The organism is Borreliella burgdorferi B31, from assembly GCF_000008685.2.
GTDB lineage: Bacteria > Spirochaetota > Spirochaetia > Borreliales > Borreliaceae > Borreliella > Borreliella burgdorferi.
Genome location: NC_001318.1, coordinates 1 through 15,839, shown reverse-complemented (window position 1 = coordinate 15,839; position 15,839 = coordinate 1). Strand labels below are relative to the sequence as shown.

Here is a 15,839-nt window from a genome sequence, read left to right as displayed (position 1 = left end):
TGTTAGAGCCACTTTTAAGCTACAAGCTAGTAATTTACTTGAATTCTATATTAATTTTGCAAAAAAAACAATTTTATTCACTTTTTTTATTTTTTTTGATATCATGTTCATGAAACTATGGCGATGAATTATGCAAGATTTGCAGTATTAATAGTTCTGCTTTTTTTTTATATTTGGTTTTTTATTATCCTTAGGATGAAAAGAACTAATCTGTTTTTGTTAGAAAAAATCCAAAATGGAGCAAAAATTTTGGATATTCGGTCTCCCAAAGAATATAGCAAGTCTCATTATTTGAAGTCAATTAACATTCCTTTTAATAATTTATTTGCTAAAAAGGATAAATTAGGTGATTTTGAGTCCCCAATAATTGTTTATGGTAAAAGTTTTAATAAGTCTTACGAGGCTAAAAAAGTTTTAAAAAGCATGGGATTTAAGAATGTGTTTGTTGCTGGAACCTTGAAAGACATGCCACAAGCAAAAAAAGAAGTTGGTTGATGGCTAAGATTATTGGGATATCTGGTGGTTCTGGAAGCGGAAAAACTACAGTTGTAAGCAAGATTAGTGAGTTTATTCCAGAATTTGTCCTTATTTCTCAAGATAATTACTATAAGAGTGTAGGCGATTATGAACATGAATTTTCTAAGGTAAATTTTGATCATCCGGATGCTTTTGATAATAATTTGTTTTATGAACATTTAAAAAATTTAAAAAAAAATAGTCCAATAGATATGCCCCTTTACGATTTTATTAATCATAAAAGACAACTTAAAACGGTTTTGGTTGTTCCAACTCCTGTTGTTATTGTTGAGGGTATTATGATTTTTGTTGAAGAGAGAGTAAGAAATTTAATAGATCTTAAAATATATATTGACACCCCAAATGATATTAGATTTATTAGGCGTTTAAGAAGAGATATTTCCAAAAGAGGACGTACTGTAGAATCGGTGATTGATCAGTATTTAAATACCACTAGATGGGGTTATTATAGATTTATTGAGCCTACCAAAGAATATGCTGATCTTATTATTCCCGAGGGAGGTCATAATGATAAAGCGCTTTATGTGCTTTCAACGTTTCTTAAGTCTTTAAGTAAAGAAGGGTTAGATTTTACCTAAATTAATGATATTGGGTAATAATCTATCTCAATATAAACAGTGCTTGTCATTTTTACCTTTTCTTTTGTCTTGTTAACTAGTTTTTCAAGCAGGCTGTAGGATTTTGACAAGTATATTATATTGTATCTGTAATTTTTAGATATTTTCTTCATAATAGCTTCTGATGGGCCTAAGTGTTCAATTTCTTCTTGCAAAAATTCTTTAGATTTTTCAAAAAATTCCCAACATTTTTGTTTAGCAGATTCTTCATTTTTGCTTCTAAATATTATTCTAATAATTTTGTTAAACGGAGGATAGTTCAATTTTTTTCGTATATCTAGTTCTTCTTCGTAAAATTGTTCATATTGATTCTTATAAGCATATTTTATGGCATAATAATTGGGATTTTTTGTTTGTATAATAATTATGTTGTCATCCTTGAATCGTGCGGCTCTTCCCATAATTTGTGAGAGTGTTGTAAAAATTCTTTCACCACTTCTAAAATCAGGCAGTCCCATTCCAATGTCAGCGTTGATTATACCCAGTGTTTTTATATTTTCAAAATTAAATCCTTTTGCAATGATTTGTGTCCCGATAAGTATGTCTATTTCTTTATTTTCGAACTTATTTATTGAATCTATATTTTCTATTTTTGTAATATCAGAATCTATTCTTGCAATTTTTGCATTTGGTAAAAATTTTTTTAGTTCTTTTTCAACAAGCTGAATTCCATAAGTTTTGTATTTAATATCTTTTGATTCGCATTGAGGGCAATGGCTTGCTGTTTTTGTTTTATAACTACAATAGTGGCATAAAAGTTTGTTTTCTTTTTTATGGTAAATCAAACCAAATGAGCAATTTGGACAACAAATTATATGCCCACATTCGTTGCATTCGAGATTTTTTAGATATCCTCTTTTATTAATGAAAATCAAAGATTGTCTTTTTTCATTTAAACTTTTTTGTATACTGTATAATAGTTCTGATGAAATTGTGCTAGGTTCTTTTTTCATATTTATTATTTTTATATCTTCTATTTTGCTTTGAGAGAATTTGTTTTGCATTATTATTTTTTTTATTTGGTTATTTTTCATTGCGTGGTATGCTTCAAGAGAAGGTGTTGCGCTTCCCATTACAAATTTAGCATTAAATTTTTTTTGTAAAAAAAATGATATATGTCTTGAGTGAAATCTTGGAATGTTTTCAGATTTGTATGTAGTTTCGTGTTCTTCGTCCATAATTATTAATTTCAATTTGGTGAAGGGCAGCATTAAAACGCTTTTGATGCCAATGACAACCAGGCTTTCTCCATTTTTAACTTTATTCCATATTAAATTTTTATCAGAATTTGGAACTTTGGAGTTATATTCATAAATTTTATGGTGCATATTTAATGCATATTTTATTCTTTTTATTATTTGATATCCTAATGATATTTCGGGAATCAAAAAAAGCACTTGTTGTTCTAGTGCTAAATAGTATTCACACAATTTGATAAATATTTCAGTTTTTCCAGATCCAGGTATTCCAAAAAGGTAAAAAACATTGGTTTTTTCTGACCCGATAATTTCTTTGTAAATATTTTGTTGTTCGTTGTTTAGCTCAAGGCATTTTTTATGATCCGGATGCTCATTTATTGAAGGTAATGTTTGATTTTTTTTAGCTTTTGAATTTTGGGGCAACCCAAAGAATAAAGTTTCTCCAAATCCCGAAAATGTTTTTTTACTAATCCAATGTGCTAAATCAATGTTATGTTCTGTTATTATTTTAGTTGTATCTATTATTTTAATAATTTCTTTTATTTTAAATTCAAATTTTTCTTTAAATTCGTTTTCAAAATATTTTTTAATAATTATTCCAATTTTATTGGAGCCATTAAAATTAACCATTACTCTTATTCCAATTTCTAGGTTTAAGTTAAATTTGTAAAAAAAAAGTTTATTTAAAGGAATATTTATTGCTATTTCATAGTAATAAGTTGAATGATAATGCTCAACCATATTTTATTATGCCTTTTATTATTTTTAAATCTTGCCATATTTCTTTTTTTAATTCTGGATTTTTTATTTGATTTGTAGGAAGATATGTAAAAACTAATGGAATGCCTTTAAATCTCAGCTCTATTCCTCTTACAATGTGAATTCTTAGCGGTTGATTTAAGAAAAAATCTATTTCTTCGCAAGATAAAATTGCTTTAGGATTTTTGTTGCTGATTTCTAAGTTAAGTGATTCAATAGTATCTATTATTTTATAATTGTATATGTTTATGCTTTTGCACCATTTTGTTATAATATCCCTTGAAGGTTCGTTAAGATAGTTTTTGTTTACATATATTATGATTTGATCGTTGATACCTTTTTCTTGTAAGCTATTATTTAATAATATGTTTTTTGAATTTTGGTTTTCCAAAGGTAATTTTGCAGGTTCTTTGCTATTTTCGTTTTTTTGATAAATTTTAGTGTTTTTAGCTTTTTCTATTTTTTGTTTAATTTCATTGTCTATTTCTTCAAAATTTTCGGTAATTTTGCCTTCTATATTATTTGTCAATATTTTAAGTAAAAAAAGTTTTTTAGTTAAAACGCTATTATTCATAGTAAACTCTTTCTAAAAATAAAGCATTTGCAGGTGCAGTTGTTCTTGCAAGGTTTCTATTTTTTGATTTTAATATTGTTTCAAAAGTAGAAATTGATTCGTTTTTTATTTCAATGTCCAGCATTGTGCCTATTATTGATCTTACCATTTTCCACAAAAAAGAAGATCCTATTATTTCAAAAATAATATATTTTCCTCTTTTTTTAAATTTGGCAAAATATATATGCCTAAATTTAGATTTGCTTTTATCTTTTATGCATGAAAATGTGGTAAAATCATGTTTTCCAATCAATGTTTTGGCCATTTGGTTTAAATTGCTTATGCTTAGTTTTTTATTTACATAGTGAGCTTGATAACCTTCCCAGGGATAGTAGTTATCGCTGTTTAATATACAATAGCTATATTTTCTTTTTTGAGCGCTAAAACGTGGATGAAATGAATTTTTTACATACCTGAGCTTTAGTATTTTTATGCTGTTTTTTAATAATATTGCATTTAAAGCTTTTTTTAGATTGTTTAGCTGAATATTGATTTTTATATCAAAAGTTATTATTTGCTTTTTTGCATGAACGCCTTTATCTGTTCTTCCGGATGAATGAATTTTTACTTTTTTTTTATTGATCTTCATTAGAGCTTTTTCAATTTCTCCTTGAACTGTAGGCTTTGTTGGTTGTATTTGAAATCCATGGTATATGGATCCGTCATAAGCGATTTCAGCTAATATTTTTTTCATTTATTTAAGATTTTTCATTTCCTTTGATATTTTAAAGTAAACTTCTTTGATTTTATCTAAAAGTATTGAAGGCTTTTCTTTTGAAAATTTACCCATGCCTGCTATTTTAGAAAGAGTGGTTTTTATGTCGTTTAATTGTTTATATCTATATTCTTTATTGTCTTTATTTCCATAAAAGTATTCTAGAAGGCCTGATAAGTATAGCACACTATCATAGCCATAATTTTTGTCTGTATCTGGGCCAAACATGGTTGATGCACTAACAGGTTCTGAATTGTCTTTATCTTTTTCAATAACTAGTTTATAAAGGTATGCAGCTTTGTGGTAAAATATTTTTTGAAGATAATTATAGTTTTTGTTTGGTTCTTCTTTTTCAAGGTCTTCGAATGTCCAAGCGGCTCTTATTGCTGACTTTGCTTGATTTAATGTGGGGTTATAATTCTTTTCCAGATGCTCATAAGACAGCATGGCAAGAATATAGCTTGCAGCTCCTTCTTTTAATGTCCTAGGTTTACTGAAGTTGAGCATGTTGTCAAAAATTGTATTTATTTTTTTTCTTTCGTATTTTTTGTTTTGCAAAATTTCTTTCTTGTTTTTAGGGATTGAATTAAATTCGCTTGGGAATGCTGCAAAGTAGCATTTTGGACATACTGTTATAGAATATATTCTAGGATAAATGTTGCCATATTTGTCGTTTTTTATATATTCTCTTTTTAGATCAATTTTTAACTCTCCGGCTATTAATCTACTACTTCCGGTCAAAAATTCTTCTTTTTGAAATTTAAAAGAGCATACAGGACACTCAATTTTTTCTTTTGTAAAATATGATATTTTTTTCATGAATTAATTTTCTACTATTACAAATGCAATAGCGTACTCCTTTTCATGGGATATTGTTAGGTATAGCTTTAAATTCATTTTTATTGCAAATTTTTCAACTTCATTATGCAAACAAAACTCCGCATTTCCTTTTAAAGATTTTATTACCTCAATATCTTTAAGGGTATAATTTATTTTATATTGCAACAGTGGACTTAATGCTTTAATTAAAGATTCTTTAGCTGCAAATTTTCCAGCTAAACTTTCTATAATGCTACCCCCTTTTAATTTAAAATTTTCAATTTCTTTATGTGTAAAGAACCTCTCCATTTTTTTCTTATTTTCTAAAAAATTTTTAAATCTTTCTACTTTTATTATATCACATCCTATTGACTTCATGGTTTGATCTCTGAGCTTTCAATTATTTCTAGTTTTATTTTTTTGGGTTCATAATCATATATTTCTGTTTCATTGATATTCTCTTTAAGAATTATATTTGCAGCAATGTTATAAATCCCGGGAGTTTTTATATCTGCTAAATCAAAAGCAAGGCTTATATTTTGATTGTTTATATGAGCTTTAATTTGTTTTTCAGAAAGTCTTGTTTTTATTTTTACGAACATTTTATTTTCTGAGTTTATTATTTTTTCTTTATCTTTAATTTCAAGGCCATTTTTAAGATTATTAAAAATAAGATTAGGAGATTTTATTGTTGTGTTTGAATATTTTTTGTTTAAATAAATATTGACTACCACGTGACTTTTTTCAAACATAACTAGAGGATTTGGTGGAACTACTTCAAGATAATCTGATACAAATAGAGTTCTTGTGTCAAACTCTTTTACGTTGGTTTGAATGGTGTTTATTTTTTTGAGCTCTTGCTCAGGTCCATATACTAATAAATTCTCAGGTAATATATTGTATTTTGCAATAAAATATTCTCCCTTGCCATCTTTTTCTATAAGTTTAAACTTGGGTTCTATTTTAACTAATTTAGAGACTTTGTTATCAAGATTTAGCAACACATTTGTTTTTGAAAGCTTATATTCTGCAATGTGTATTGAATTAAGATTTTTTATTTTTATTGGTAGCTTATAGCTTCCAGGAATCTTTATGCTTGATGCTTCAATAAATAATATTATTTTATTAAGATCAAGGTATTTTAAGTCATCTTTGTTGACTTTTATTGTAATCTTGATTTTGCTAAAGTCTGGTATTTTTCCAAGAGCTATTTGATCATTCAAGATAATTTTGAATTCTTTTTCAGTTGTTATTGATTCTATTTTATTAAAGTTAAATGCTACAAACATTAAAATAGCTATTAAAATGGAAATAGCTTTGTTTTGCCAATCATCAAATAGCAACTTTATTATATTTATTATTTTTTTGCCTATTTCCATTATTTTACTCTATTAGCTCTAGATTTAACTTATTTCTAATTTCACTTAAGCTTAAATTGTATTCCAATTTTGCATTGATTGTAATAGAAATAGATCCAGTCTCTTCGGAGGTTATTATTGTTATTGCATCAGAATTTTCAGAAATCCCAAGTCCTGCTCTATGTCTTGTTCCAAATGCTTTGCTAATAGAATCAACATTAGATAATGGTAAAAATGAGCCTGCGTATTTTAATTTATTCTTGCTAATTATTACAGCTCCATCGTGAAGAGGAGTTTCGCGCTCAAATAGTGATATTAGCAGTTCACTAGATATTAGCGCATCAATTTTAGTTCCTTTGTTTATTATTTGCTCCAACTGTATTTTTTTTTCAATGCATATCAAGCTGCCGGATTTGTTTTCAGATAGGTGTTTGACTGCTTTTAGGATTTCAGAAATAACTTTTAAAGTTTCTTCTTTTTTATTTGAAAGCTTAAAGGCCAAATTGAAATTTCCAATTTGCATTATTATTTTTTTTATTTCTTGATTAAAAAGTATGACTATTGCTATTGGTAATATATTGGCTATATAATTTAACAGCCAACTAATAGTATAGAGATTTAAATAATATGAGATAATTCCTACAGAGATAATGATCAACATTCCTTTTAATAGATTTGTAGAATAAGAATTGATTACGTTTTTATATATGTAGTATACTAGGATGCTAATTAAGCTTAGATCTAAGATTCTTGAAAAAGTATCTTTTATTTGATTTAAATCATTTATGTCTATCATAAATTTTCTACTCAATGTGAAAACACTGTACTTATTAACCTATATTAGTATAATATAAAATATATAAATAAGCACAGTTTGTAATTATTAAATTAAATTGTTTTTGAATTTATGAATGAAAGAGAAAATATTATAGCTTTAATATTTGATTTTGATAATACTCTTATTTATGGCAATATGCAGCAAGTACTGTTTGATGAGTATTGTGTTGATTCTTGTTCTTTTTGGAGAGAAGTTGAAGGTTTAGAGTATGTTTATAAGCAAAACGGTTATAATATAATTTCTAATGAAATGATATATTTATCCCATTTTTTAACCTACGTAAGGGAAGGGTTTTTTGAAAGTCTGGATAATAGAGCATTATTTAATTTGGGTGCTAAGTTAAGATTTTTTGAAGGGGTTATTGGCTTATTTGATGAGATATCTGAAATAAATAAGAAGTTGGAAAATAGCAAGTCTCAGATTAAAATTTACATTGTTTCAAGTGGGTTTAGACAAATGATTTTGGGAAGTAAAATTGCCCCTTATGTGAGTAAAGTGTGGGCATGTGAGTTTATAGATTCTTATTTAATGCCTTTTTACGAACTCAGAGATGATAAATTTTCTAAAAATAAGATTTTAAGCAGTGTTTGCTACTTTGTAGATCATACAATAAAAACCAGAGTTATTTTTGAAATCAATAAAGGGTCTTATGAGAAGATTAATGAGAGAGTGCCAAAGAGCAAAAGACAAATTCCTTTTAAAAATATATTTTACATTGCAGATGGATTTAGCGATGTTCCGGCATTTGAAATCTTGAATAATATTTTGAAACATTGTAGAAATACTTTGACAGTGTATCATGGAAATGATAAGAATGCAAAAAAATTGTTTTATGAGAATAGAGTTGGAGATTTTGCTGAGGCCAATTATACTAAGGGTACTAAATTGTATAATTGGATAATGGAGAAAATTTGCTTGAGCGTATGATTCATGTAACTTACTTTTGTTTAGTTGATAAAAGCAGTAAAAAAACGAAAAGAGGGGAATATGCTTAAAGATTTAAATACAAATCAAGGGTTAAAGCCTTGGAGAGTGGAATCTGTTTTTTATTGTATTGTTATAGTTTTAATATTTATTGGGGCCTTTAAAATAGCAGAAGCCGTATTTAAACCTTTGGCTATTTCCATAGTGTTGGGATTTTTAGTTTATCCTGTTTATACTTTTTTAGCAAGATTCAAAGTCCCAAAATTTTTAATAGTTTTTATTATATTTTTTTTATTATTTTCTTTTTCTTATTTGATTTTTAGTTTTGTTTATTACAGCGTTACTGTTTTAATGAAGCAATTGCCATACTATCAAAACCAATTAGCATTTATCATGAAAGATGTGCTTAGTCGATATAAAGTTGATAGTTCTGTTATTAATGATGTGAATTTTTCTGGTTACATTTATCCTTTTTTAACAAGAGCTTATAATGAAATTATTGGATTTACAAGCAGTTTGGTAGTAGTTTTTTTGCTGTTGTATTTTTTGCTTTCAGAAATACATGTTTTTGAAATGAAGCTTGATAAAGCTTTTAAAAAGCCGATATCTACTAGATTTATTGGGGCTTTAGATACCATTAATAATCAAATTGGCAAATATTTGGGAATAAAAATTCTTGTTAGTTGCTTAACGGGCATTTTAGTGTTTATTGGATTAACTTTGTTTGGGCAAGATTTTCCTCTTGTTTGGGCAGTTCTTTCCTTTGTTTTCAATTTTATTCCCAGCATTGGATCCATATTAGCTGTGTTTTTTATTGTAATAACATCTTTAATTCAATTTTATCCAAATTTAAACATAGTGCTTTATGTTTTTATATATAATACTTCTATTCAAATGTTGATTGGAAATATTCTTGAGCCAAAAATGCAGGGGAAAAGACTTGATATTTCACCATTTTTACTTTTATGTTTTTTGTTTTTTTGGGGATGGCTTTGGGGTATCGTAGGTCTTTTAATATCTTATCCTTTCACTGTGATTGTAAAGGTAATAGTTGATAATGTGAGTTGGCTTAAGTCTTTTTCTGTATTTTTGGGTGGCTCTGAGATTTTAAGTAATATTAGCCATATTTCAAGTAAAGATAAGGAGATTTGATTTTGAAAAGAAAGGTTATGCTTACGGGAGATAGGCCTACTGGCGCTCTTCATTTGGGGCACTATGTGGGGTCTGTAGTAAATCGGTTAAAATTTCAAGAAGAGTATGAAACATATTTTATTATAGCCGATTTACATACTTTGACTACAAAGCCTGACTTGAAGAGCATCAATACAATACCTTCTAATGTTAGAGAAATGGTTTTAGATTATCTTGCTTGTGGAATTAATCCTGATAAGGTTAGTATATATCTGCAATCAGCCATACCCGAGCTTTTTGAGCTTCATTTAATATTTTCAATGATTGTTACTGTTGCGCGCTTGCAAAGGATTCCAAGTATAAAAGACATGAGCATTGCAGCTGGACTTAAAGAGATTCCTTATGGCCTTTTGGGGTATCCTGTTCTTATGAGTGCAGATATTTTAATGACAAAAGCAAATTTAGTTCCCGTTGGGCGTGATAATGAATCTCATATTGAATTTGCAAGAGAGCTTGCACGAAGGTTTAACCATTTGTACAAAAATAATTTTTTCCCAATACCCGAATCTGTTTTCACAGATTCTCGTCCTTTGGTGGGTATTTATGGCAAAAATAAAATGAGCAAGAGCCTTGATAATGCAATTTTTTTAAACGACGATGAAAATTTATTAGAAAAAAAAATTATGTCTATGTATACAGATCCAAATAGGATAAGGGCAGATATTCCTGGCAATGTTGAAGGTAATCCCATTTTTATTTATCACAGTTTTTTTAATAGTAATCATGAAGAAGTTGAGGATCTTAAAAGTAGGTATAAGAAGGGTAAAGTAGGTGATGTTGAGGTTAAGAAAAAATTGTTTTTAGCTTTGAATAGTTTTTTAAAGCCAATAAGAGATAAAAGAAGTTTTTATGAAGCCAAAAAAAAAGATTACATTGATGAAATTATTTTTGATGGTACAAGCAAGGCGAGGTTTATTGCAAATAAAGTAGTAAAAGATGTTAAGGATTTAATAGGGCTTTCAAAAACTTGGAATGGAATAAAATATAGCGCTGAGAAAAAATTAAAAAATGAAGAATGAAAATTATTGATTTTATGCTAGACTTATATTAGTAATTAACTTATTATTTAAATCAAACAATATTAATTATTAGGTAGATTTGCCTTTTTTATTAATTTTTTGTTAAATTCTAGTAGCTTGAATAAAATGTTTCTTTTTGTGTAAATAACTTCGCTGAGCACTCTTGTTACTGGTTCTGTCTTTGAGATTCTCATCCATAAGGTTGCAACAATTTCTTTATTAGTTTTTAACAATACCTTTAATCCTCCCGAAGAATCTCCTGTTCTAATCTTAGATTGTCTTTTGCCTTCATAGTTAATGATTTCATAATCAACTACTGATAATTCTTGAAATAACTTATTACTTTTTATCTCTTTAATCAATAGATTTTCATAATTGCTTTTTAAAATTTCTTGATTTTCTATTTTTAGATTTGTTAAATTGGCTTTTTTGGATGATACTATTACATTACTATAAAAATTTGTTGTATTTAAAATATCTTTTAAGTCGTACTTTTCTTTATAGTGGTTTTTAGACAATTTACACCATATTTGGTAAAGTTCTTTCATTTTTAATAATTTTACGATACTAAGTAAAGTAGTAATTGGGTCTCTTACCCTTGAAGGATGAATTATGCATCCCCCATTTGATCCCTCTCCTGAGATTTTTACAATCAATCCCTGGGCTCTTAAATCATCTGCCATCTCTGTTAAATTAGCTTCTCCAACCTCTACTCTATAAACTTTGGCGTTGAAAAAATTTGCAATTTTTTCAATATTTAGAGATGTTGCATCATTGGTTACTATTGCTATGTTATTTTTTATTCCTGTATAATAAAGATAGCTAAGTTCTGAAATGACTACAAGTGCAAATATTTTTTGTGCTTCGATGATATTTGCAGTGTTTGTGGCTTTATCTATAAACACCAGATTGCCCCTATCTCCATCACAATCTGGTACGTATCCTAGCTCAAAAGAATTGTCTTGTATATATTTATTTTGTAGCAACTTTTTACATTCATTTAAGGATTTTCCTTCAGGAATAATACTGTGCTTAAAAATACCTATTTCGTCATTATATAATTTTACTTTCAATCCCAAAGATTCTATCAATTCTTTATCTATCGAATTGATTCGGGAGCTTCCGTTCATCTCTGCTATTATTCCAATTGGATTTTTTAGTATTCTTTTCTTTAAAATTTCGATATTTTTATTGTTAATATCGTTTTCATATGCTATTTCATGTATTAATGATTTATATGCTTCATAAGATTGGTTTTTATTTTTTCTTTCTAATTTTATTATTTTATTATAATATTCTAAATTGGATTTATCTTCATCAAATTTGTTTAGAGTGTTAATTAAATGGCTTATTAGCTTTTCATTTTGGCTATTTTTTTTAATTTGCTGTATTATTTCATTAGCTTTTGCGGAATTTAGTACGCCACCATCGTTTAACCCTATTTTTATCCCATTGTATCCTATTGGATTATGGCTTGCGGAAATATAAATAAAGCCCTTTGAATCTTTGCTGTTTTTTGTATAAGCTAAAATTTCAGTTATTGGAAGTATTCCAAAAAATCTAATCTTTTCTTTGTTTGTTATTAATATTTTTATTGTTATTTCTGCAATAATGTTGCCAGTTGGTCTTGAATCTAATCCCAATCCAATATAGGGCTTAGATTCATTTTTAAAATAATTTGATATTGTGAAGATTATTAGTGCTATTAGTGCTTTATCTTTATTGTTTATTTCATTTTCTGTTGAATCTTCATTTTTTGATTTTGCAAAAATTTTTCTAAATCCTGAAGGAGAAAATATCATCTCATCAAAAGCTTTTTTAAAATTTTTCATGTTAAGTGAATATTGTTTAAGCATGTAAATTTCTTCTCATTGATATTCTAGTCATATTATTGCTATAATTTTAATAATCAATAGTATAGCCACTTATGTTATTATACTTAAAAATTTGTTTTTTTGCTTATATTAATAAGCTTTTCTTTAAGGGTTTTGGTTTTAACTTATGAATGTTAAAGTTGATAAAATTTTTTCTGAAATGATACTTGAAAAACTTAATTCTGGCAAGATTTGTCCTAATACTTTTGAATCCATTAAATATTTTCCTTGCGATACCATGAAAATATTTTTAATATTTCGGATGAAATTTTGAGGTTTAAGTTCAACAAAGGCTTGGTTGAAGATAATTTAAAAAAATATTTTCATGATTTTTCTAAATTTTTGCAATCAGAAGAAGGTGATTGTTATATTTTTTCTTCTTGTGATCTTGAAAATTTGGGTCTAATGCTTTTCCCATACCTTTCTTTTGGAATCTTAAATGGTGGCTCTGCAACAAGTTATTTTGATTTAGCTAAAAATAGGGCGTTAAATGAAGATTTATATATGTTATATGAATCTAAAATACTTGAATTTAAAGAAAAATTTGGAGAATTTCCAAAGGGGATAACACCAGCTTATATTAACAAAGATGGTAGTTTTGGATTTTCATTTTTGGCTTTGAAAATTAGGCATCTTTTAATGGTTGCTAAAAGATATGAATCTTTTTGTGGCAAAATGATCAAGCCCTCAATATTTCAAATGACTAGTTGCAAAACGGATGAATTTATTTCAAAATCTTTGGACGATTTATTTGCAGATGACTTGATTAAAAGTGTAAATTTTTGCAATCTCAAAAAAGAAGATGTTTTCACAGCTGTTCAACCTTTAGTTTATTGTTATGAAAAACTGAATAGCTCCAATTATCAATATTTTACTCTCAAAGATAATAAAAATGCTAATTCTATTTTGGCTTTGCCTGCCGGTCATGGTCAAAATTTTAAAATTTTAAAAGATATTTATTTAAAGCTTTATGAATCTGGTAAAAGATTTATATATATTGGTAATGTTGATAATATGGGCTTTACAATTAATTTTAAAGCACTTGCTTTAATGGCTTTGACTAATTGTTCTTCTGGGTTTGAATTTAGTTTTAAAAGCAAAGCGGATTTTAAGGGAGGGATATTGGCAGTAAATGGTGAAAATCGTTTAACTTGTGTTGATATTGGCGGGGGGATTTCTTCAGAGATTGTGCAAGAGTTTGAAAATAAGGGTAATAGACTGCTGTTTAATTGTGCAACTGGACTTTTTAATTTAGAGTATTTGATAAAAAATATTGATGAAATAATAGAAAAAATGCCCATTAGAATTATAGAGCAAGATAAAGAAATTGGTAAATATATTTCGGTTGAGCAAATAACGTGGGAAGTGTTAAAATTAATAGAAAATCCATTAATTTTAACGGTTGATAGAAATAGAAGATTCCTTCCTGCAAAGTTATTTATTAACATGTTGCTTAATAGTAATCTTGAAGATATATGTGGATATTGTTGTAAAAAGGGGATCGATAATTCTGCTAAGAATTTTAGCGCTCTTCCTGATTTGTTATCAAAAGATTATGGTTTGCTTTGTGGGCTATATAAATGGACTTTTTAAAAACCTTTTCTTTTTTGTTTTTTAGCTTTTTTTGCTTAAATTTAATTGCGATAGAATCTTTACCAGAAATAGATTATGAATATTTTAACAAGGATAAATCAGATCTTGTAGATTTGATAAAATTCTTAGGTGAATTAGATTTTCAAACTATTTTAAAAGATAGAAATTTATTTATTGGGATTAGAAATTTAACAAATTTTAAGAATGTTCAAGAGCTTAATATCGATGATATTAATAGAATAAAAAAGATTAATCCAATTGGTATAATTTTATTTAGAGAAAATTTAAAAGATGCGGAGCAGACAAAGGGATTGATTAATGCAATAAAGAGTCATATTGGACATGATATTTTTATTGCTATTGATGAAGAGGGGGGAATAGTTAGTAGAGCTAGTGAAAATAAAAAAATGGGGGTTTATAATTTTCCGGCCATGGAGCATGTGGGGGGTGTTAAAGATTTGCATCTTATTTATAAAATTGGTGAAGTTCTTGCTAAACAATTGCGTAGATTGGGTATTAATTTAAATATGGCTCCAGTTGCCGATATAAAATTTGCACCACATACTCCTTTATTAAATAGGACATTTGGAGGATATTCCGCTTATAATATTGGACTTATGGTAGAAGCTTTTATTGATGGTATGCAGAATAATGGAGTATTTTCGGCAATCAAACATTTTCCTGGATTAGGGGGAACAACTACAGATACACATAAATATTTAGCATTTTTGCCTTATAGTAAAAGCTTTTTAATGTTAAATAATTTTGTTCCATTTGTTTTTGGTAGAGCTGCTAAATTTATTATGATTGGTCATGTAAATGTTCCTAAAATTTCTAAAGATATAACTAGCATGTCTAAAAGTATTGTTAATATTATAAGGGAAAATTTAAATATTACTAGTATTATGATGACAGATTCTTATGATATGGGAGCAATTACAAGAAGTTTTTCTAATATTGAAAATGCTATTAAAAAGTCTTTGAGTTCGGGTGTCAATATAGTACTCATTCCTTAGTGAAATTGTTTTGAAAATTTGTTTTTGGTCTTTTTACAATTTGTGTTAAATAATTTATACCATAAAAAAAGTTCTATAATAAAAAAAGGATTATATAAATATAGAAATTCCTAGATCTAAAAGGATAAATTCTTTAAAAGAAGTCGATAATTTATAGTAAATACTATAGTTATTAGGTATGAAATCAATTTCAAATTTGAAGGTAATTATGGGAAGAATTGGATAGAGAAATGCATGAGTTGTTTTTCCTGTAAATATAGTAGTTCTCAGAGTTAAATCGATTTGGGTTCCAATAAAAAATTTTATAGCAAGTGTATCAGTTAAAATTGAATACTTGGTAATGTAAATAGTGAAAGCTAAATTGAAATAAGTATTTGAAATAAAATCTTTATTTGTTGGGATAGTAAAAAAATTTATGGGGCTAAATTGTATTTCAATCCATTCATTATAAGATGTCAATATTCCGATAAAGGCAATGTATTTATAATTTTCATTGTAAAAGATAGAATTTATGTAATTATGGTAAATTATGCCTATTTTTATTTTTTTTTTAATTAAATCTTCTTTAGGGAATTCCCATCGAGAAGTAGTTAATTTATTTTGAAAACAAAATAAATTAACGCTACATATTAATAAAATAGCACTATACTTCATTAGTATCATAGTAGTTGCTTAATATTATATATAATAATATTATATTATACAAACAGTTTTTTAAACTATTATTAATTTGATTTAATTTTTTTTATACTATTAAATTATATTTA

Annotated in this window: 15 protein-coding genes and 1 pseudogene; 7 read left to right on the top strand and 9 right to left on the bottom strand. The window is 27.2% G+C overall.

The genetic code is table 11. From position 1 onward, the window contains the following. Positions 1-123 precede the first annotated feature (123 nt). Positions 124-495, top strand: a complete 372-nt coding sequence (locus BB_RS00080) for a rhodanese-like domain-containing protein (protein ID WP_002658367.1) — start codon at positions 124-126, stop codon at positions 493-495. Continuing rightward, positions 495-1,115, top strand: a complete 621-nt coding sequence (gene udk / locus BB_RS00075; protein ID WP_002655979.1) for a uridine kinase — start codon at positions 495-497, stop codon at positions 1,113-1,115. The genes BB_RS00080 and udk overlap by 1 nt, the downstream gene beginning before the upstream one ends. On the opposite strand, the gene priA is transcribed toward udk, so the two are convergent. From priA to cdaA, 7 genes are read right to left on the bottom strand one after another with little or no spacing between them, the layout of a single operon-like run. Further along, complete coding sequence (priA, locus tag BB_RS00070; protein WP_002659035.1) at positions 1,112-3,094, bottom strand: replication restart helicase PriA; 1,983 nt, start codon at positions 3,092-3,094, stop codon at positions 1,112-1,114. The genes udk and priA overlap by 4 nt on opposite strands. Then, positions 3,087-3,686 (bottom strand): uracil-DNA glycosylase family protein, encoded by a 600-nt coding sequence (locus BB_RS00065; RefSeq protein ID WP_010889661.1) that lies wholly within the window; start codon positions 3,684-3,686, stop codon positions 3,087-3,089. The genes priA and BB_RS00065 overlap by 8 nt, the downstream gene beginning before the upstream one ends. Then, positions 3,679-4,419 carry a tRNA pseudouridine(38-40) synthase TruA gene (gene truA, locus BB_RS00060; RefSeq protein ID WP_010889660.1) on the bottom strand — a complete coding sequence of 247 codons (741 nt, stop codon included), beginning with the start codon at positions 4,417-4,419 and terminating at the stop codon, positions 3,679-3,681. The genes BB_RS00065 and truA overlap by 8 nt, the downstream gene beginning before the upstream one ends. Then, on the bottom strand, positions 4,420-5,259 hold the full coding sequence (locus BB_RS00055) for a DUF2225 domain-containing protein (RefSeq protein WP_002556618.1): 840 nt from the start codon (positions 5,257-5,259) through the stop codon (positions 4,420-4,422). It lies immediately after the preceding gene. 3 nt (positions 5,260-5,262) lie between these two features. After that, positions 5,263-5,637, bottom strand: coding sequence for a holo-ACP synthase (locus BB_RS00050; protein ID WP_002556617.1), 375 nt, complete (start codon positions 5,635-5,637; stop codon positions 5,263-5,265). Continuing rightward, positions 5,634-6,638: a CdaR family protein gene (locus BB_RS00045; protein ID WP_010889659.1), complete on the bottom strand. Its 1,005-nt coding sequence runs from the start codon at positions 6,636-6,638 to the stop codon at positions 5,634-5,636. Before BB_RS00045 ends, BB_RS00050 begins: the two co-directional genes overlap by 4 nt. A 4-nt stretch (positions 6,639-6,642) precedes the next feature. Further along, positions 6,643-7,413, bottom strand: coding sequence for a diadenylate cyclase CdaA (gene cdaA / locus BB_RS00040; protein WP_002656665.1), 771 nt, complete (start codon positions 7,411-7,413; stop codon positions 6,643-6,645). Positions 7,414-7,524: 111 nt separating this feature from the next. Between cdaA and BB_RS00035 the strand changes: the two genes are divergently transcribed. The 3 genes from BB_RS00035 to trpS are packed head-to-tail and all read left to right on the top strand — an operon-like array spanning position 7,525 to position 10,589. Beyond that, a complete protein-coding gene (locus tag BB_RS00035) occupies positions 7,525-8,382 on the top strand; it encodes an HAD family hydrolase (protein WP_002658378.1) in 858 nt (285 codons plus the stop codon). 60 nt (positions 8,383-8,442) lie between these two features. After that, the gene (locus BB_RS00030) at positions 8,443-9,531 is read left to right on the top strand and encodes an AI-2E family transporter (RefSeq protein WP_002658381.1); all 1,089 of its coding nucleotides are present in this window, start codon (positions 8,443-8,445) and stop codon (positions 9,529-9,531) included. A 2-nt stretch (positions 9,532-9,533) separates the two neighbouring features. After that, positions 9,534-10,589, top strand: a complete 1,056-nt coding sequence (trpS, locus tag BB_RS00025; protein ID WP_010889658.1) for a tryptophan--tRNA ligase — start codon at positions 9,534-9,536, stop codon at positions 10,587-10,589. 62 nt (positions 10,590-10,651) lie between these two features. Here trpS and BB_RS00020 read toward each other — a convergent pair whose 3' ends face one another. Next, a complete protein-coding gene (locus BB_RS00020; RefSeq protein WP_020948671.1) occupies positions 10,652-12,445 on the bottom strand; it encodes a phosphoglucomutase in 1,794 nt (597 codons plus the stop codon). Between the two features lie 145 nt (positions 12,446-12,590). On the opposite strand from BB_RS00020, the pseudogene BB_RS00015 reads away from it, so the two are divergent. Both BB_RS00015 and BB_RS00010 read left to right on the top strand, forming a co-directional pair. Further along, a pseudogene (locus BB_RS00015) lies at positions 12,591-14,056 on the top strand (UTP--glucose-1-phosphate uridylyltransferase). Beyond that, positions 14,044-15,072 (top strand): glycoside hydrolase family 3 N-terminal domain-containing protein, encoded by a 1,029-nt coding sequence (locus tag BB_RS00010; protein WP_002658389.1) that lies wholly within the window; start codon positions 14,044-14,046, stop codon positions 15,070-15,072. The pseudogene BB_RS00015 and the gene BB_RS00010 overlap by 13 nt, the downstream one beginning before the upstream one ends. Positions 15,073-15,162: 90 nt before the next feature. Here BB_RS00010 and BB_RS00005 read toward each other — a convergent pair whose 3' ends face one another. Then, positions 15,163-15,735 (bottom strand): hypothetical protein, encoded by a 573-nt coding sequence (locus BB_RS00005; protein ID WP_002658391.1) that lies wholly within the window; start codon positions 15,733-15,735, stop codon positions 15,163-15,165. Positions 15,736-15,839: the final 104 nt, after the last annotated feature.